The sequence below is a fragment of the Paenibacillus sp. FSL E2-0190 genome, assembly GCF_037992965.1.
In the GTDB taxonomy this organism is placed as follows: domain Bacteria; phylum Bacillota; class Bacilli; order Paenibacillales; family Paenibacillaceae; genus Paenibacillus_AQ; species Paenibacillus_AQ odorifer.
In genome coordinates, this window is sequence record NZ_CP150306.1 from 4,381,454 (window position 1) to 4,400,130 (window position 18,677).

Sequence of the window (18,677 nt, forward strand, 5' to 3'; positions counted from 1 at the left end):
AGAGTCCTATCGAAACTAAAAATCTCATATAGATGCCATCCCCGACTAGTTGTTAAAGTTACACTTGTAAAGATCATACACAGTAGGGGGAATTAAAGAATGATCAAGTTCAAAAAAATGTGGTCGTTGTTAACGGTCACAGCACTTATCACACTCACAGCCTGTGGCAGTGGCGGCGGAAATAATGAAAACGCCAAACAAAACAATACCACATCGTCTGAGACTAGTTTATCTGAAGCAGATGCTGCTTTTGAAAAAGGTAAATACGATCCACCCATCGAGTTCAGTTCGGTATTGATGCCGAAGAAATATGTTCAAGGTGATACCAAAGAAAACAATGTTCACGATCGCTGGATGCTGGAAACACTGGGCATGAAGCATAAAGATACTTGGTATCCTGCCAATGACGATCAATACAGACAAAAGCTTCAGCTTGCCATTGCTTCTGGCGAAAAGCTGCCTGACTTCGTTTCTGTACCAACCAATGCAGTATTGACCAATCAACTGATTGATTCCGGTCAGTTCATTGCTATCGATGAGTTGTTCGACAAATATGCTAATAAAATTCTAAAAGATCATGCTGCAGCACACCCAGAACTTTGGTATCCATTCACAAAAGACGGTAAGAAATACAATATGCCGATCCTTGAATATACTGATAATGACGATACTCTTCTCTGGTTACGTGAAGATTGGATGGAAAAGCTGAACCTTCAGGCTCCAAAAACAATCGCCGATCTTGAGAATATCATGGACAAATTTAAGAACGAAAACCCTGACGGTCTAGCACCTAAAGATGTTTTCCCACTTGCGATTTCTTTGAAAAATAATACAAACACCTGGATGGGCCAACTCGACTGGTTATTCGGTGCTTACGGTACGATTGAGGAACAATGGAATAAAGATGCCGACGGCAATCTAGAATACGGTTCCATTAACCCTGGTGCTAAACAAGCCCTTGCTAAGCTTAGTGAGTGGATGGACAAAGGTTATATTCACACAGACTCTGCACTTTGGGATGAAGGTAAATCTGCTGAAAGCTGGACAAAAGGCGCCGCAGGTATTCTACCAGGGGCAAACTGGGTTCCAGACTGGCCGGCTCCCGATCTTATGAAAAATGTACCTGGAGCGAAGATCAAAGCTTATCCGGTTCCAGCAGGTCCAGACGGACTCATCGGTACCAAATGGCAGAACTCTGGGGTAAACGCTAGTATCATGATTAACAAAGATGCTAAGCACCCTGAAGCAATTTTCTTATACTACAACTACTTGCTTGATAACCTAGCTAATCCAGCAGCTGGTAGTGAATTTGAATACGGCTTTGCTAAAGGCTACGATTGGGACATGATTGATGGAAAGCCTACTAGTGATAAAGAGAAGATTAAAGACTTCTCCAATGAGTTTCCTTTCTTAACTGGACCGGCTCGTATTCCTGATCTGTTTATGAAAACATTGGTTAAACTTGCTGATGGTGAAACCCCTGTAACTCCTTATGAAAAACAAATGGCTGAGTTCCGTAAACCGGAAAACTGGGCCGCTGCAAAAGTTGTTATGTCACAAATAGACATTCGTAGACAGAACTATTTCACTGGCGCTGCGACACCAACGATGGTATCCAAATGGAATCTGCTTCGTCAATCCGAAATGGAAACCTTCAACAAAATCATTTACGGTAAGCTTCCTGTAGATGCCTTTGACTCCTTTGTTTCCAACTGGAAAGCAAATGGTGGTGATCAAATCACCAAAGAAGTTAACGAATGGTTCAAGTCTGTATCCACCAAATAGACTAAAGTAAATAAAAACAAGCCAGAGCGTGATCCTTTCGCTCCGGCTTATTTTTTTATGAATTCCTCATTAACTTTCGCTCGCTAGAATCCCTTTCAAATACCCCGTCAACTCTTTTGCCGCTTGTTCATGAGCTAATGCTCCCGGATGACTTCTTGCCCCTATGGTCTCATCCGTCATATTTGGAAGCTGCAATACAGAAACCTGCTTGTCCCCTGTTTTCTTGCTATAAACATCGACCGCGCGGTAGATCGCTGGCATCATCGGGATACAAAGCATCCCATATGCCCATACGAGATGTGCATGTTGATTATTTTTTCTAAGCTTCATCAGAAATTTCTCAGCGGCATCGACAAAAGCTTGTATATCATCCTCATGATAGGTCCCGTCTTCATTTAAGCGTTGTTTATGGCTCTCCCCTGTTACCTCATCTTTCCATTCTGGCGATTGAAAGGCGCCCCCATCATTTGTTCCTAGATTAACTACCACAACATCTGGCTGCCAGGTTTCAAAAGAATGTTCTTGAAAAGCTCCTAAAGCTTCGTTTTTTGCTCCAGTTAGAAGACCACAAACCTGCTCATAACAATCAGGGATATTACCGTGCGGATTATTATCCCAGCTAGTAAGGACTCCCCAGCCACTTTGAGAAATAACTCTATATTCTGCATTTAAAGCATCTGCTGTCATTCTGGTATAGTTGTTGATGGCGCTAAACCACATTGGAATCCAATCTTCTTCAGCCTTGGCACCTATACTTCCTTCTCCGGATGTGATGCTGTCACCTATGAACTCTATCTTGTGGGGTTTGTCCGCAACAGGCAGGAATTTTCCATCCATCTTCACCGCATGTATCTGCAAAGAGCAGCCAGGGTCTCCACTCATTGCCTGCACATCTTTTACAATACGAATATTGTTGACAACACGATCATTCATGCCTCTAAATACACAAATCCAATACCTGCCTGCTACTAACATTTGTCTGCTAACAGGAACGGAATTGATCAGGATGCTAATCCAGGGTTCATAAACATCATAATCTGCTTCTACTTCAAGCCATAGCTCAGAACTTTTAACATTTAATTCGACCGCACTGCCTGTCCAAAATAACGTTAGTGGAGAAAGTGACCCTGTTGTTCTGCCGTGAATTTTCAGATGTTCGATATCAGCTAATGTATGTACCTTTAAGTTTGTATTCTGCTTCATAAAATCCCTCCTAATTTACCGCTAGAATCCTAATCTATACTTCTACTTCACTACTTCTTCAATACTATCTTCTAATCCTTTTCCAAATAGCATATACTCTTCCTCTGGTACAATAGAATTAAATGAGGTCATGAACAAAGGTGGGATTGAGTTGAAAGTTATACCTAACTGTATTACACTTGGCAGAATTATTTTGGCAATAATGCTGTTATTCTTCGAGCCGCTAAGTTCGGCCTTTCTTGCAATTTATATCCTTTGCGGAGTCACCGATCTGATAGATGGTCCAATTGCCCGAAAATCAGGCACAACAAGTCATCTCGGAGCAAAGCTGGATTCTGCTGCCGACACGATACTAATCGGGATCTGCTTATTTACTTTGTATCCGTATCTGGGTCTTACCCTCGAATTCATCCTATGGATCTTCTTGATCGCGGCCATCCGCATAACATCGACAGGGATTGCCCTCCGCAGATTCAAAACTTACGCAAGTATCCATACCTACGGCAATAAACTCACCGGGCTTCTCTTATTTGTAACTCCTATATGGCTTTCCCATAGTAACCCCACCATTTGGACAACCATTGTCTGTATAGTTGCAACCTTATCCGCCGTGGAAGAATTGATGATTCAAATCACATCCACTCAATTACAGCTGGACAGAAAAGGATGGTTTTACAACCCTCCTAATCAGGAATAATGAAAGACACCGTAGTTCCCACCCCAGGAATACTTTGAATCTTCAAGCCTTGTCCATATAATTGTGTTAATCTCCGATCTGTATTAAGGAGCCCAATTCCTTGATCCTTAAGACTTTTTGGTTGCAATAACTTACTGACTTGAGCTTCATCCATTCCAATCCCCGTATCAGCAATGATAAAATGAACAGCCTCCGCATGTGTCTCGATGTGAATACGCAAGGTTCCACCTTTTGCCCGACTTAAGATCCCATGCCGGACGGCGTTCTCGACCAGTGGCTGAATGGTCAGCGGAGGAATTAGTAGCTGTAGATTCGCGTCTACCTCCCATTCAACCTGCAGCCTCTCCTCAAAACGCTGCTGCTGGATATATACATAATTCTCGACCAGCTCCAGCTCTTGCGACAGTGAAACAAGTTTGCCTGCATTTAAGAAGTCAAAGCTGATCCGCAGATAAGTAGTGAATGCATCTGAAAGATCTTTCATTTTGACAGTGTCAAAATCACTCAAGGACATAATCGAATTTAATGTATTAAAGAGAAAATGTGGATGGATCTGCGCTTGTAAATAAGCAGCCTCCATTCTCAAACGATCATTGACTGCTTGCTTCATAGAAGTGAGCGACGAAGCACGATACTTCAATTCCATGGCATCTACTGGCTTGGTTACATAGTCATTAGCGCCAGCCAAGAAACCTGCATAGACATCCTCCTGCTCACTGCGAGCGGTCAATAGAATAATAGGAAGTTCATACATCGTGAACCGCTCGCGTATCAATCTTGTCAATTCATATCCAGACATGCCCGGCATCATCACATCAGCGATAACCAAATCGAACTGCTCATGATGCAACATATCCAGCGCCTCACGGGCTGAAGTCGTTGTATCAATCCGATAGGCTCCATCTGATAAAATATTTTGCAGAACTTTTAAATTGACCGAATCATCATCAACCGCTAGCACATGTATGATGTCAGCGTCTGTATCGAGCTTCGAGAGTGCCTCTACTTCCTTTGTGTTATAGGCGGCAGCCACCATAGCTGATTTCTCAGCAGTTATCCACGTGCTGAATGGTGACAATGGATCCGAATCTTTTTCTGTATGAAAATCTGGAATAGATGACTTCAGGCTCCCTTTAGCTACAGGTAATTTGAAGCTGAACTTACTTCCCTGACCCGGCTGCGATTGCAGCAATAATTCACTGCCATGCAGTTCGACCAGCTCCTTACAGATACTAAGCCCCAGCCCAATGCCGCCTTGACCGTAAGCCCCTTGTTCATAGCGCATAAAAACACGCTTTTTCAAAGCTTCATCCATACCTACTCCTGTATCCGTAACATGTATCCATACATCCCCACCCACTTGTTCTGCGGCCAGTTCAACACTTCCCTGTTCGGTGTACTTTAGTGCGTTATGAACTAAATTAATCAGAATCTGCACCAATCGCTCCTCATCAGCATAAACACGAGGCAGATTCTCATCTATAGACATTCGAAGCTCCACCTTCGTCCCACCGGTTAAGAAACGTAACATATCCAGTACACCTTCAGCCAATGACCTCACTTGCAACGCCTTTATATTCATCACAATCCGCTTATCCTGCAATCGCACAACATCAAGCAAGTCATTCAGCATAAGCGACATCCGGCGACTGACCATAATTAGCAATTCCATGTCACGCTGGCTCTCTTCATCCAGCACATGTTTTTTTCTTGTTAACACACTTTGGGCAATATTCATAATCCCATGCAGTGGAGTGCGCAGCTCATGTGACGTATTGGCTAGAAAACGGTCCTTTAATTTATTGGATTCCGCCAATTGAGCGTTCAGTAACACATTTTGATGGGATTGATGAAAATATCTCCTAAACCAATAGGCGGAAAATGCGGCAAGGGCAGCAATTAAATCTACGGGATAAAACATAAATTGTGAGCTACCGGCATAGTAGACAGCCCCCCACAACATATTATTTAGTACTGCTAACACTGAAAACAATAAAAATAGAGCACCTTCAGCTCGTAAGGCTACCATCTTCCAAAAATAATATACCGTCCAACACACTGGAACGTAATACAGGATCATGTAATACCCTTTTCCGATGATATATAACACTGCCTCTTCAGGACCTACAATAATAAATAAAGTAAAAATGAGAACTGACAGGATGTAACTATAAAACGCCTTGCCTTTCCGTCGATTCCCCAATAGTTCTCTTCCCATCAATAAAAGGAATAAACAAAACCCTATATACGAAAGAACCTTTAACCTCAGCATCCAGGCAAAATCAACATGAAGAAACCTGAACAACAGTCCATTATGTTCAACCCCAATGGATACAGCCGCAGCGACCATCATTAGGAAAAAAATAATCAGCTCTGTTTTTCGTACATCCATCAGATAGATAATCAATAAATACAACCCATGTAGAAGAAGCATGACCCCTACGACTAGCTGCAAGCCAATGGAATTCCAGTATATAGTGTCTACCCCATGTTGAATGCCAAACTCCACGGACCGAATTATGCCCCCTTTTAGTGGAGACTCATAGTTTGACGTCCGAACAAACAGATCCAGATGCTTCTGATCTGTAGGTGTATAACTGATTAAGAATGCTTTCGTCACATAAACATGCTCTTCCTTCTCGTCAGATAACACTCCAAACCGTGAGAGAATTGTTCCATTAATCTCCACTTCAGAAGAAGTATAGATGGATTGGAACCAAAAGCTAAGTGGCTCAGACAAGGGACGATCTAGCAGAATCCGCAAATGATAAGTTCCGTATCCATACGCCTTCTTTTGCTCAGCAGAATTGAATACAGAATTCCAGTTACCCGGCACCTGAAGCATCTGGCCTTTTAAAACACCATCCACATTGGCGGCATTCACCCATTGTTCAGGATAAAACTCCCATTCTCCATCCAATGGAAAGGAGCTTAGTGATTCAAGGTCTACTCCCCGCAAATCGAGCACACCTTGCTCCACTACAGGAGGATTGGACAGAGTAAAATGATTGTACCAGCTCCAGCGTATTGCAATCAGCAGGCAGATGAATACTACTATGTACAACATATGACTTAACTTAATTTTATTCTCCGAAGTTCTCATAGACTCCTCATTCGTCAATAGTATTTAATAGTGCTATATCCCTATCTCCAACTTTGAGCAATACAGTATGATTATACTATATTAAGAGGCCTATAGACGTATGTAATCCTATGTTCAGAGGAAAAAAACCAACCATCCCAAAGAGCAGATGGTCGATTCCTTTATTGTGATTTATTGATTAAAGCAGATCGCATCGCCGCGAACTTACTAGGCATTACTCCCACATTTGTTTTGAACGTCCGACTGAACAGATGAATACTAGAAAACCCCACATCTTCGGCAATCTCCGTTAGATTTTGCTTTCCCTGAATGATTCTCAATTTAGCCTGCTCGATACGAACATGCTTCAAATAATTATGAATGGTCACCCCAAGCTGAGTCTTGAACACATACGACAAATGATTGGCAGTCACACCAACATGCCTACTGATAGATTCATTACTTAACTGCGGATCTTGATAACACTGGTGTATGTGATGAATGGCGCCTTCAATTAAAGGCCATCCTTTGGTTCTCTTCCCTTCCGTTCCTTTGGACAGGTTCTGATTTCTAAAGAACAGAAACAACAATTCCAAACAGATAGACTTGTTGATTAATACCCCGCCGTACGTTGGATCTAGCAGCTCTTTTTGCAGTTGCATGAATCTTCTCTTCAATTCGATTCGATCTGGGAGCTGCAGATGAGATAGCGGATAAATATCAGCAAGCTGCATTTCACTTGGCATGATATCCTGGATCCCGGGCCTAAGTCCATCCGCTTGATCCGATGAGCTTTTATCCTCGTTATCATACAAATCAAAATGAAAGATATACTGCACTAAGGGTAAAGCCGAGGTGGACCTAATTATATGGGGCAAGCATGGATGCATGAGCAGCACATCCCCTTCTCGAACCAGGAACTTCACCCCATTCAAGAAAAACTCCGCCTCTCCCTGATCTATATAGGTATACACGTGATCTTGATCCAACCATTCACCTGCTAGTAAGGAGGATTCCATGACTTTGGCTACTCGAACATAAGGGGAAATGCTGTTCATCCACGACTCATTCACCTCGAATCTTCTCCTTCTTCTGACATTTTATTGATCTTATTTTATATCCTAACCGGAATCTTTAAGTGATCTTCTACATAATCTCGGCAGATTTCCATGGTATTGTACGGGCTATTTAGCGATTCGTCCACTTCGAGTGTCATCCAACCGGAATAATCAATTTCATTCAGCGCTTCAATAGTTGCGTGTAGATCAACAGATCCTTTGCCTAACTCACAAAAATGAGGAAGCTGTGTATCAAGTGTAGCGGCAGACCTGTCTGTCAGGTCCTTCAAATGAACATAAGCTACCCTGTCCTGATACGTTCGGATGATAGATGCCGGGTCCATCCCCGCTCCGAGCAGATGTGCTGAATCCGGGGCAAGATATACCACCCGCGGATCTGTCAGGCTCATCACAATCTCAATTTCTTTCTCGTCTTGCAATTCCGTCCACAAATGCGGATGAACACATGTCTTTACCCCTAAGGCATAGGTTCTTTTCGCCACTTCATTCATCGTGGCTGCGGCAACCTTCAATTCTTCCAGCGATGAGGGTTGATCCCGAGTGCCACCTGGCCCTAGGACAAGGATGTCTGCTCCACACTTCGCTATGATTTTAGCAAGTCGCACATTGTAGTCAATGATACTCGAAGTGTTCGCGGCATTGCCGAATTTTTGCTGCTGTCCCCCAGCCGTACCTCCATACAACGCAGTCATCTCCAGCCCGTACCCAGCCATGAGCTCTTGTAATTGTTCTGGACTTTCTTCATATTGAAGTGCAAAAGACGCCCACGGCTCAATCCCCGTGAAACCCAGTCTGGAGACTTCCTCCAACGCTTTGAAATGCGCTTGCCCCCAAGTGATGGTGTGTGCAGCGATTCTACCCTTGAACAGACTCATCCTTAACGCTCCTTCCAATGTTGGATTCGATGGGGTTAGATTTCCAGTGATGAGAATACTTTATCGAAGCCTGCTTTGGAACGAGAAAATAGTTCAGATGAACTTTGTGATGAAGCTGGCGCTAGCACTTCTTGAGCGATAACGCCCTTGTATCCGATCTTTTTCAAGCTTCCCAAGAATCCGGTAAGATCAATGGATCCTTCCCCTGGATACAATCGATCGGAATCTAGCAATTCCTCTATCGGCAGAGGTTTAGCATCATTAATATGGACATACGCAATTTGATGCGGTTGTAATTTCAGCAGGTCCTCACTCGTTAATCCATTCGTATGCCAATGATAGGAATCCAGTAATAAACCGATATTTCTCACTTGAATTGTATCCATCCAGTCCAACGTATCTTGCATCGTCCAGATTAGCGGATTTGCCCATTGTGTACGTAAGTGATGAGGACCAACGAACTCTAAGGCTAACGAAATACCATAGGCGCCTAATATTTCTGCACATAGTCTTAAACGTCTAGTGGCTGCAATCATGAACGATGCGACCGGAAGATCTGTCGAAGGCAAAATATAGGTACAGCATGTGGTGCAATTTAATGCAGCAGCGGCCTCAGCCATCAGCGTAAGCGATTTCAGACTTTCCCTAAAGCTTTCCTCTGTCGTGCGCCAATCTACCTCTAAACCAAATGATCCTAGCATGATGCCATGACTTTCCAGTAATTGGATGGCCCCATCCTTGCCATACTGCTGTACCAACTCTAATGGATTGACGTCTATGGCCTGAAACCCGAATTGGCTCGCAAGTCTGATATATTCTTCATTAGAAGCAATTTCTCCCAAACCCGCTGTTGTTAATCCTCTTATCATCGTCGTTCTCCCCCTTTATGACCAATCAAACAGTACGCCATTATACTGATCTTTGTTGGTTCTTAATCCCTCATAGGCTTCGCTAGCTTGCTCCGGCTTGATGACATGGCTAATCAAAGGTTCGATGTGCAGCTTCTGTTGTTGCATAAGCTCGAAGACAATGCCAGAATTACGCACCAAGGAATGTTTCACAAACGAATTAGGCTCTGTTGGATAACGCCATTCGTGAGCACCTTTAAATGTAATGCATCCCCGGTTATACAGATGACAGTAATTAAGCACATCCGTAATATCTGTATTGTATTCTCCACGCGGGCTACCCAAAAAGATGATTTCTCCCTGTGAGCCGATGTATTGAAGACTATCAACCCCAACTTTGGAAACACCGGTTGCCTCAATATGACTGGAAACACCCTTGCCCTTAGTTAACGTCATAATCTGCTCTTTTACCAATCCTTCGCCACTGTCCAGTGTGTAATCCACACCGCATTGACGCGCGGTCCGCAGCCGTTCTTTGGACAAATCCATACCAATTACCGTAGCCCCCTGCAAACGCGCCAATTGAGCTGCAAGATTGCCTACCAATCCAAGACCTGTCACACTCACTTTGTCTCCAAGTTCGATATCCGACACACGTATCGATGTAAAAGCTACCGTAGCCATCCGGGTAAACGGTACCCATTTCAAGTCTAGCGCATCCGGCACTCGAATGAAAACATCCCTAGCTTCAACCACTTGATATTCGCAATGAGTTCCGTAATGAAAAACCACATCGCCCGCTTGAAATTCCTGAACACCTTTACCACATTCTACGATACGACTGACGCTTGCATAACCTGGACACAGCGGGAGTTTTGCCCAATCCTCTTTGCCAGATAACATTGCCATCTCCGTTCCCGGACTAATCAGCGAATAAATCAATTTTACGAGTACCTCATGGTCACCTAAAGCCTTAAGTACAAGCTCCTCTTCAACCGTTTCCACATGGTGTGGGCTCATAAACATTATCTTTCTATTTTTCATCCTCATTACCTCCCATGATCCTCAAACTTTCTATTTAAATGTATGCGTTTTTAGACATCATGTCTTTGACTGCAAAAATGTTTTTTTGTCTAAAAGTAAGATGGGAGGTAGAGTTTAAGTGAGGAGACGACATGTCATTCCTTTCATTTTCGTTCAAAGATCCTTATACTTGCTTGGAGAAGCATTTCAAGGGAGAATGAAAAATATGGACATAAAAAAATTACAATACTTTATCGCAGTAGCAGAGGAACTGCATTTTAACCGTGCAGCTGAGAAGCTAAATATGACGCAGCCTCCCTTAAGCCAGCAAATTCAAGCTCTGGAGAATGAGATTGGTGTGAAACTATTAGAACGGAATAAAAGACAAGTTCGTCTCACGTCAGCGGGGGCGGTATTTCTAGAGGAGGCTAAATCCATTTTATCTCAACTGGAACGCTCTATTAAAACAACACAATTAGTCGATCAAGGAATTATCGGACATTTGAACATTGGATTTATAGATTCTGCAGCTGGTGGAGTATTGGTTGATATGTTAAAAATGTTTCGGGAACGTTATCCACAAGTACAACTCACATTACATGAGATGACGTCTGCTCAGCAGTGGCAGGCTTTACATGAAGGAACGATTCACATTGGATTTGTACGTTATACAGAGTCGGGCAAACATATCGAGCATCGTCCCTTAGTCAATGAATCGCTTATTGCCGTTTTGCCAGAGCAGCATCACCTAGCTCATTTACCGGTGTTATCCATTCGCTCTTTAGCTTTAGAGCCATTTATATCGTTCCCACGTCATTTAGGAGCTCCTTTTCATGACCTCATTATGAGCTTCTGCGCCCAACACGACATGTATCCGAATGTTGTACAGGAAGCCATTCAGATGTACACCATTGTAAACTTGGTAGCTGCTAATCTTGGAGTTTCCATTGTGCCCTCATCAGTTGCTATTTTTCAGCGTGAAGGTGTCGCATTTCGTCCCTTTGAAGAAAGCACACCATCGATTCCCCTTTATGCCGCTTGGAGAACCGATTGCGATCGTGCCTCCTTATCCGCGTTACTAGAGATCATAGGACAAATGAGTTCAGAAGCTATTAATGGTGAATAATATAATATTCAGCCCGTTTTTCTAGGATCACGTTCAACGAGTCCTTCTAGCACCCTATCGATTTCCAACATCACTTCCCTATCCAGACGAACTCCCGCAGCTTTGGCATTTTCTATAACCTGCTCAGGTTTGGATGCCCCAATAATTGCAGATGAGACTTGTGGATTTTGCAACACCCATGCTATAGCCAACTGCGGAAGCGTCAACCCAACTTCACTGGCGATGGAAGAGAGATTCGAGACCGCCTCAAGCACCTCAGTCCGAAGCCACTGACCCGCCAATTTATTCATAAATGGTGAGCCCGCAGCTGTTGAAGCACGAGAACCCTCTGGCAATGGTTGACCTGGCATATATTTGCCTGAAAGAATCCCTTGAGCTAGCGGTGACCAGACCACCTGTCCAATCCCTTCCCGCTCACAAGCTTGAACTACCTCCGTCTCCATCACACGCCATAACATCGAATATTGAGGTTGACTAGCCACCAATGGCACCTTCAATTCCCTCGCCAAAATAGCACCTTCTGCTATCTGATCCGCCGTCCACTCACTTATCCCGACATAGAGAACCTTACCTTGACGCACCAGATCCGAAAAAGCCAAAAAGGTCTCTTCAAGGGATACTGATGCGTCAAAGCGATGCGCATAATAGATATCAATATAATCGGTCTGTAATCTGTTCAGTGAAGCATGGCACGCCTCCATAATATGCTTGCGAGACAGACCTCTTGCGTTACGTCCCGTCCCTGTGGGATGGCACACCTTGGTACACAATTCGATATCAGCTCTGTGCACTCCTTTTAATGCTTGGCCCAGCACCATCTCAGCTTTCGTATCGGAATATACATCTGCAGTATCAAATGTTGTGATCCCTACATCCAATGCAGCGCGAACACAAGCATGGGCAGTATCATTGTCCACTTGAGCACCATGTGTAATCCAATTACCATAAGCAATCTCACTTAGATGTAAGCCACTCGTTCCTAATTTACGATAGTTCATTTTATACCCTCCTTTAGATAACAATCTGATTGTAACAAAGAGATATTAATACGAGAAATACTCTTTAAGATGCGATTTAATTCAAAAAAGATATTACTGAGATCCTTAAAGATAATAAAAAACGCCCTTTAGGCGTTTTTTTCGGTACATATTCTGTTTCGAAACTCTAACTTCGCCTATACTCCGGTGAGTATTAACCTCCAAGCCTTGTTACCGCACCACAACTAACAGTACAATAATTCCGAGCCAAAACAGCCAGCTTACTGGGTGACCGAAATTTAATCCCCAGCCGACTCCGAGCCTTTTCTTGACGATTAGGTTTGGATCTTTGCGATTGAAATAAATCATACCTAATCGCCATTTATCATCGTCATGGACAGGTCTGACATTGGAGCTATCGGCAGATCGCTCCAAGCGGCTTTCGCCCTGACCAGCCCAGAACGTTAAGGCCAAGGCGTATAGGATGACAAGGGCTATTATGATTAGGATAATAGGGATAGCGAAACTCATGTTAAGCAGAGATATCATGTTTAGTTGCACGACGGAAAACAGGATAACTATTAAGAAGCTTGCTGTAAGCATAAAATATGACCAAGTACGGCGGTAAGCTGCGTCTTGTCTGATGGAACGGTTAGTATCATTGGGTTGAACCTGCTGCTTTACTCTGCGAATACTCCAATTCTCAAATATGAACAAAAGTGTTATGAACACTTGCATGATCGTAGGCATAAACACAGAACTAAAAGATTTAGCTGCATAGCGGTCTACGTTCCAACTGCTGTTGTAATGGATCGGAATCTGATCAGGAATCAGATCGTAGTTGCGCAGCACAGTTACAATACTAACAACAGTAATTAAAACATGAATGAGGAACCAATTATTAGACAAGCCAATGTTTCTTTTCCGAAATCCAGTGTCCACTGCCATGATCGATGGTTCCAGAGCAATAGGCAGCATAGGTAGTAAACTTTTCATTTTGAAATGATAGCTAATGTTTATGACTAGGGAGATTCCGACCATGGCGAGTGAATAAGTGACAATGATCCAACTTTGTTGCTTGGAATGTTCATCACCGTATATTAGACAGAGGATACAAACCATGAATAGGATGGTATGCACGGTAGCACTAATCCTAGCATATGACTTCCGCATCTGGCGCAGAGGCTCACTATGGAATTGTACAGGGCTGACGGTGACCCCAAAACTAATCGTCTCTTTTGTTAAATAAGGCATGCATACCATGAGTACAATGGCAGGTACAAATACAAAGATCATTACTATAACAGGCATTATCGTCATATCATTCGCCTCCTCTTATACATAAGTGTGTATTTGAAAACTCTATAACCCTTATAGCATAGGCAATTGAGCGCTATGCCTTTTTGCGTATGATGATCCTATTAACTTAGGATAGGTGATCGACTTGAACATAAATTTTATTATAATCGATTTTAGTGACTATAGGGGTGAAATTAACATTTATCCAGTTTTTTTGCTGCGCAAAGCTACTCATCTGACAACTCAATTATGGCAATTACATCTGTTTGAAATTCTGTGTTGGTAAAGGACTCGCCTCTTATCTGCAATGGTGCGGATTACTGCGTCAGAGTATAAATAAGTCCGTCCATGCTTAATATAGTACTTGCTCAGGTTTGTTCCATTAACTCATGCATGGTCATATGCAGCACTTCTTTAGCATTTGCAAGAATGTACTCCGCTACTTTTTTCTCTGATTCTGGCAATTCATTTAAGTCTAGCTCAATTTGCGAAATCATACTTCCCCGCAATTATACCCGCTCCAACAAATGCAGGAATCATCAGTATGAAAATATTTCCGATTTTTTGCAAAAAGTTCTTGAACGGTTTATCATTCTTCTTTTTAAGCTGCCCCTTCATTTGTGCACTTTGTGCTTGTAATTGCTCAGCCGAAGTCGCTATTTTCCTAATACTCATTTAGACTATATTGAGCAATCTAAATTTTGTATCACTTCTATGATTCCCCACGTTCCATTATTGACGAAATTTTTTTTCAACATTAAACTATAAGGTGAGAAATTAAATTTCAAAGAAAACCGTTTTTTTTCATTTATTAAATTTATCCCAACATTACGGCGCAGGAGGAAATGAAAGATGACGACGACACCAAACATCATCGTAATGAACCATCCAACTAGAGAGCAGCTTGAAAAGATTTACGATATTTTAGATGAATGCTTTTCCGTAGGCCGAGCTTTTTTCCAAGAAAGATTAGACCTAGACACCACATATGATCCAGATACAACATGGTTTGCGATGGTTGACGATAAGATTGCATCTAATGTACAAATTTTTCCGTTTCATATTAGAGTCGGTCAAGCGATCTTGAAAACGGGTGCAATGGGGAGTGTCGGTACAGATCTAAATTACCGCGGGCTGGGGCTTGCACACAAAATTCTTCATGCGCAGACCAACTATATGAAAGAAACCGATTATGATATAAGCTTGCTTTTGGCTAGTAAGCATGCGTTTTATGAAAAAGCTGGCTGGAGACTTATTCCCGAGACTGCTTTCGCAATTGAAAAACCAGCAAGTTTGGAGCAGCAGCAAAGCAGTGATGAAATCATTCCTTTTGAAGCCTGTTATCTCGATGATATCCGTTTCATCTATGAACAATTTAATAAGAATCGTACCTACACCGTGATCCGAAGTAAAACGTATTGGAATGATTTATTGACCTGGCCGGAATGGAAGAAAGTTGACTGCTTGCTCCTTCGCAGAAATGGAAAAATCGTCGCTTATGGCATCATTGAAAAGAAAGATACTGAACAAGTATTTATTAATGAATTATTGTATTTGAACGAAGCCGAAAACGGTGTTGAAGCTTTGTTTCATGCCTTATGTCAGCTGCGCCAAAATGCAAAGCAAATATTAGCGATGCTCCCAGAGGACCATAAGCTATATTCCTATTACCAACAGCATCATGCAAATTCAATTCAAATCAATATGGCGATGTGGAAAATGATCAATCTCAGTTCAACTTTCCATAAGCTTCAGCCTGAATTAGAAGATCGCCTAAACCGTAGCAACATAATTGCAGGCCAGGAGCTGCATATTGCACTTCGCAGCAATGAGGACTGTATCTACTTGGATTATAAGCAAAAGCAGCTTTCTGTCTCCGATGCTAGTAATCATACCAATCCCTATACTTCAATAGAAGTAGATGAACGCGAGCTAATGACTTATATCATGTTCGGCTATAATGAAGCAGGCGCAGCAAAGGACAGTACGGAGCACGCTAACATCCTTCAAGCTCTATTTCCGAAACAACAAGCCGTGTTTTATTTAACCGATAAATTTTAAGCCATTTTTGATTCCTACCATTTTAAAATAAGGGTGTGTCGCAAGTCCAACTGCTCGGACTTATGACACACCCTTATTTTTCCATAGCGATAAAAACTAGTCGTTGTTCATTTTTGATCTTCCTAACAGGACAGCACCGTAGGCTGCATCCTTAATCGGCAAAATCAGCTTTGTTTGCGGGTAGCTCTGTGCGAGCTTTCGCTCCAAGGCTTCTTTCACAAAGCGAGACTTTTGCAGCACACTTCCTGCAATCGCAATCGGACTTTCATATAGCTTAAGCCGTTCAATAACAGGCACAACAAGCTCATATAGATTGGCTGCACATTTCTCCGCTAACGCTAGTGCATGTGCATCGCCCTTCTCGCATGCGGTCGTCATAATCGGTGCGAGCTGCGCAATATCTTTTTTCGTCGTATTTTTATCATAAACAAAGCCAATAATCTCTTTCACAGTGCTTAAGCCAAGCCGCTCATATACCATCGCTGGGATGACCGTATCGGTTATTCTTCCGTCCTCTACTTGAACTAATGCGGATAATAGATCGCGCCCAATGCTATAACCGCTTCCCTCGTCATCAATCAAATGACCAAAGCCTCCTGTGCGATGCTGCTCTCCTTTTTCATTGACCCCGAAGCAAATCGATCCTGTACCGGCAATGAGAATGATGCCTTGCATCGCATTTTGTGCCCCGTATAATGCGGTTTCTTGATCGCCTGTAATCGTTAATGGCCCGATATAACCGTTATTTCTCACATGCTGCTCCAAAAAATTGATGACCAGCGGATTACTTATTCCTGCCGCACCTATACATATATGAGCAACTTCTTGTAAATTACCGCAGTAGAGCTTCGTTTGACTAAAAATTCCCTCAAAGGAGGCGGCAATAGCATCAGCATCACCACCGTTATAATTAATAGGCCCTACAGTAAAGGTGAATAAAGAGTCTTCCTGGTCATGCGTAATGGTGGCAGCTGTTTTCGTGCCACCCCCATCAATTCCAACGATAAATGCCATACCTATGTCCCCTTGTTGTACTTTTTATCTACATCTGAATCGTAATCTTGGCGGTGGGTACAACCTCACCATTTAGGATTGGAAGGAGTGATTTGAATGCATCAAGTGTATACTCAAATGCCGCAATTCCGCAGAACTCGCCTTCGATTAACGGTAAGTCATACGGGCGACCTAATGTAATGGCCGTTACTTTGCAGCCTGCTGCCAGCAGCTTCTGAACAAGCGCAAGCTGACCTTTGTTTTCACGCGCATTGAACAAGCCGATAACAATATGCTTGTAGCCTTGTACCTTTGGCAGCGCAGCGTTGATTTGCTCCTCGCTCGGGTCAATGTCGATAATCTCATAAGCTGTATTAAAATGCTCCCCCATATATTGCGGAAAGCTAAGAGCTTGATTCAAGCTGCTGGACGCAAGATCGGTGCGGTATGAATAGGAACCCATAAATAACACTTGCTCGTCACCGGTATGAATGGGCTGGAGCTCACCTTTCATGAGGCAGATCGTTTCCGTACGCATTAGCTCATTTGCTCGGCGATGTACATCGCAGCCAACTAGTTCATAATCTAGCTCCTCAATCGTCGCATATTGTGCTTTATAAGCTAAAATTTTTGTAACAGCTGCATCAATCAGCGCTTCATCCAAATCACCGGTGGCTACAGCTTCTTCGATCAAATGAATCGCTTCCTTCACTGTCTCAGGAGTATGACTAATGAATACCAAATCAATACCTGCTTTAATAGCTCCTAACGCTCCTTTTGCCGTACCATAGTATCGTTTGATCGCGTCCATTTCTAAACAATCTGATACAACTAACCCTTTATATCCTAATTTTCCTTTTAATATCTCTGTAATAATGGTATGAGACATAGTTCCGGGCACACCGGATTTTTCAATTTTCGGAAATAAAATATGTGCACTCATAATCGCTTGAGCGCCTTGCTCAATTGCGGCCTTAAACGGCAGCAGCTCAAGCTGCTCTAATTCCTCAAGTGTTTTTTCAATGGTAGGCAAGCCAATATGTGAATCGACATTTGTATCACCATGACCTGGAAAATGCTTAAGTGAGGACATGACGCCTCCATCGAGCAATCCCTTCATCATTTGAATTCCATACTGGGATACTGTTGCAACAGAATCACCATAGGAACGAACATTTATGACTGGATTCAATGCATTATTGTTAACGTCCATAACTGGAGCTAGATTAAAATTAATACCTAATGCTTTCAATTCTCTGGCAGTCATTCTGCCTGCTGCATACGCATTTTCAGGTCGTCCTGAAGAAGCAATTGCCATGGCTCCAGCAACATTGGTCGCGTCTTTAGGCATACGAGTGACTCGACCGCCTTCTTGGTCGATCGTAATAAAGCCCGGGATACCAGTATGTGTCGTGTACCATTGCTGCAGCTCAGTAACAAGCTCGCCTAATTGATATTTATTGTCGATATTATGTGAGAATAAAATAATATTGCCGACTTTATAATGCTCAATAACTTCCTTCAGCTCAGGAGTGATCTCGGTTGAAGGGAAGCCTGTTACGAACATTTGTCCAATCTTTTCGCGCAGGCTCATATGTTCTATTGTTCTCATCAATTATTCACCTTCCT

At 42.8% G+C, this 18,677-nt stretch carries 15 protein-coding genes; 4 read left to right on the forward strand and 11 right to left on the reverse strand.

Features of this window, described 5'->3' with window-relative positions; genetic code table 11:
• The first annotated feature begins 99 nt into the window (after positions 1–99).
• Positions 100–1,785, forward strand: coding sequence for an ABC transporter substrate-binding protein (locus tag NST25_RS19335; protein ID WP_076127158.1), 1,686 nt, complete (start codon positions 100–102; stop codon positions 1,783–1,785).
• Between the two features lie 69 nt (positions 1,786–1,854).
• Here NST25_RS19335 and NST25_RS19340 read toward each other — a convergent pair whose 3' ends face one another.
• Positions 1,855–2,988 carry an SGNH/GDSL hydrolase family protein gene (locus NST25_RS19340; RefSeq protein WP_340392252.1) on the reverse strand — a complete coding sequence of 378 codons (1,134 nt, stop codon included), beginning with the start codon at positions 2,986–2,988 and terminating at the stop codon, positions 1,855–1,857.
• 151 nt (positions 2,989–3,139) lie between these two features.
• Between NST25_RS19340 and NST25_RS19345 the strand changes: the two genes are divergently transcribed.
• Positions 3,140–3,685, forward strand: a complete 546-nt coding sequence (locus NST25_RS19345) for a CDP-alcohol phosphatidyltransferase family protein (RefSeq protein ID WP_076127162.1) — start codon at positions 3,140–3,142, stop codon at positions 3,683–3,685.
• On the opposite strand, the gene NST25_RS19350 is transcribed toward NST25_RS19345, so the two are convergent.
• The 5 genes from NST25_RS19350 to NST25_RS19370 form a co-directional block, all read right to left on the reverse strand.
• Positions 3,672–6,788, reverse strand: coding sequence for an ATP-binding protein (locus NST25_RS19350; RefSeq protein WP_340392253.1), 3,117 nt, complete (start codon positions 6,786–6,788; stop codon positions 3,672–3,674). The two genes, NST25_RS19345 and NST25_RS19350, sit on opposite strands and share 14 nt — an antisense overlap.
• Before the next feature lie 161 nt (positions 6,789–6,949).
• Positions 6,950–7,840, reverse strand: coding sequence for an AraC family transcriptional regulator (locus tag NST25_RS19355; RefSeq protein ID WP_076307697.1), 891 nt, complete (start codon positions 7,838–7,840; stop codon positions 6,950–6,952).
• 41 nt (positions 7,841–7,881) lie between these two features.
• Positions 7,882–8,721, reverse strand: a complete 840-nt coding sequence (locus NST25_RS19360) for a sugar phosphate isomerase/epimerase (RefSeq protein WP_076304571.1) — start codon at positions 8,719–8,721, stop codon at positions 7,882–7,884.
• A gap of 35 nt (positions 8,722–8,756) precedes the next feature.
• A complete protein-coding gene (locus NST25_RS19365) occupies positions 8,757–9,590 on the reverse strand; it encodes a sugar phosphate isomerase/epimerase family protein (protein ID WP_076307696.1) in 834 nt (277 codons plus the stop codon).
• A 15-nt stretch (positions 9,591–9,605) separates the two neighbouring features.
• Positions 9,606–10,613 (reverse strand): zinc-binding alcohol dehydrogenase, encoded by a 1,008-nt coding sequence (locus NST25_RS19370; RefSeq protein ID WP_076127168.1) that lies wholly within the window; start codon positions 10,611–10,613, stop codon positions 9,606–9,608.
• Positions 10,614–10,818: 205 nt separating this feature from the next.
• Between NST25_RS19370 and NST25_RS19375 the strand changes: the two genes are divergently transcribed.
• Complete coding sequence (locus NST25_RS19375) at positions 10,819–11,718, forward strand: LysR family transcriptional regulator (protein ID WP_076127169.1); 900 nt, start codon at positions 10,819–10,821, stop codon at positions 11,716–11,718.
• Positions 11,719–11,726: 8 nt separating this feature from the next.
• Here NST25_RS19375 and NST25_RS19380 read toward each other — a convergent pair whose 3' ends face one another.
• The 3 genes from NST25_RS19380 to NST25_RS19390 all read right to left on the reverse strand — a co-directional run bounded on the left by NST25_RS19380 (position 11,727) and on the right by NST25_RS19390 (position 14,503).
• Positions 11,727–12,716 carry an aldo/keto reductase family protein gene (locus NST25_RS19380; protein ID WP_076127171.1) on the reverse strand — a complete coding sequence of 330 codons (990 nt, stop codon included), beginning with the start codon at positions 12,714–12,716 and terminating at the stop codon, positions 11,727–11,729.
• A 210-nt stretch (positions 12,717–12,926) separates the two neighbouring features.
• Complete coding sequence (locus NST25_RS19385; protein WP_076307695.1) at positions 12,927–14,015, reverse strand: DUF1648 domain-containing protein; 1,089 nt, start codon at positions 14,013–14,015, stop codon at positions 12,927–12,929.
• 347 nt (positions 14,016–14,362) lie between these two features.
• Positions 14,363–14,503, reverse strand: a complete 141-nt coding sequence (locus tag NST25_RS19390) for a hypothetical protein (RefSeq protein ID WP_179089372.1) — start codon at positions 14,501–14,503, stop codon at positions 14,363–14,365.
• Positions 14,504–14,846: 343 nt separating this feature from the next.
• On the opposite strand from NST25_RS19390, the gene NST25_RS19395 reads away from it, so the two are divergent.
• Positions 14,847–16,055 carry a GNAT family N-acetyltransferase gene (locus NST25_RS19395; RefSeq protein WP_340392255.1) on the forward strand — a complete coding sequence of 403 codons (1,209 nt, stop codon included), beginning with the start codon at positions 14,847–14,849 and terminating at the stop codon, positions 16,053–16,055.
• Positions 16,056–16,151: 96 nt separating this feature from the next.
• Here NST25_RS19395 and NST25_RS19400 read toward each other — a convergent pair whose 3' ends face one another.
• Both NST25_RS19400 and NST25_RS19405 read right to left on the reverse strand, forming a co-directional pair.
• Positions 16,152–17,069 (reverse strand): BadF/BadG/BcrA/BcrD ATPase family protein, encoded by a 918-nt coding sequence (locus tag NST25_RS19400; protein ID WP_340392257.1) that lies wholly within the window; start codon positions 17,067–17,069, stop codon positions 16,152–16,154.
• Positions 17,070–17,097: 28 nt separating this feature from the next.
• Entirely contained in the window at positions 17,098–18,660 is a 1,563-nt protein-coding gene (locus NST25_RS19405; protein WP_340392258.1) for a glycoside hydrolase family 3 protein, read from the reverse strand.
• Positions 18,661–18,677 lie beyond the last annotated feature (17 nt).

Bases quoted from the DNA above. Each gene is read 5' to 3' on its own strand.
- NST25_RS19335 (WP_076127158.1), top strand. From the start codon at position 100: ATGATCAAGTTCAAAAAAATGTGGTCGTTGTTAACGGTCACAGCACTT.
- NST25_RS19340 (WP_340392252.1), bottom strand. From the start codon at position 2,988: ATGAAGCAGAATACAAACTTAAAGGTACATACATTAGCTGATATCGAA.
- NST25_RS19350 (WP_340392253.1), bottom strand. From the start codon at position 6,788: ATGAGAACTTCGGAGAATAAAATTAAGTTAAGTCATATGTTGTACATA.
- NST25_RS19360 (WP_076304571.1), bottom strand. From the start codon at position 8,721: ATGAGTCTGTTCAAGGGTAGAATCGCTGCACACACCATCACTTGGGGG.
- NST25_RS19365 (WP_076307696.1), bottom strand. From the start codon at position 9,590: ATGATAAGAGGATTAACAACAGCGGGTTTGGGAGAAATTGCTTCTAAT.
- NST25_RS19370 (WP_076127168.1), bottom strand. From the start codon at position 10,613: ATGAAAAATAGAAAGATAATGTTTATGAGCCCACACCATGTGGAAACG.
- NST25_RS19375 (WP_076127169.1), top strand. From the start codon at position 10,819: ATGGACATAAAAAAATTACAATACTTTATCGCAGTAGCAGAGGAACTG.
- NST25_RS19380 (WP_076127171.1), bottom strand. From the start codon at position 12,716: ATGAACTATCGTAAATTAGGAACGAGTGGCTTACATCTAAGTGAGATT.
- NST25_RS19385 (WP_076307695.1), bottom strand. From the start codon at position 14,015: ATGACGATAATGCCTGTTATAGTAATGATCTTTGTATTTGTACCTGCC.
- NST25_RS19395 (WP_340392255.1), top strand. From the start codon at position 14,847: ATGACGACGACACCAAACATCATCGTAATGAACCATCCAACTAGAGAG.
- NST25_RS19400 (WP_340392257.1), bottom strand. From the start codon at position 17,069: ATGGCATTTATCGTTGGAATTGATGGGGGTGGCACGAAAACAGCTGCC.
- NST25_RS19405 (WP_340392258.1), bottom strand. From the start codon at position 18,660: ATGAGAACAATAGAACATATGAGCCTGCGCGAAAAGATTGGACAAATG.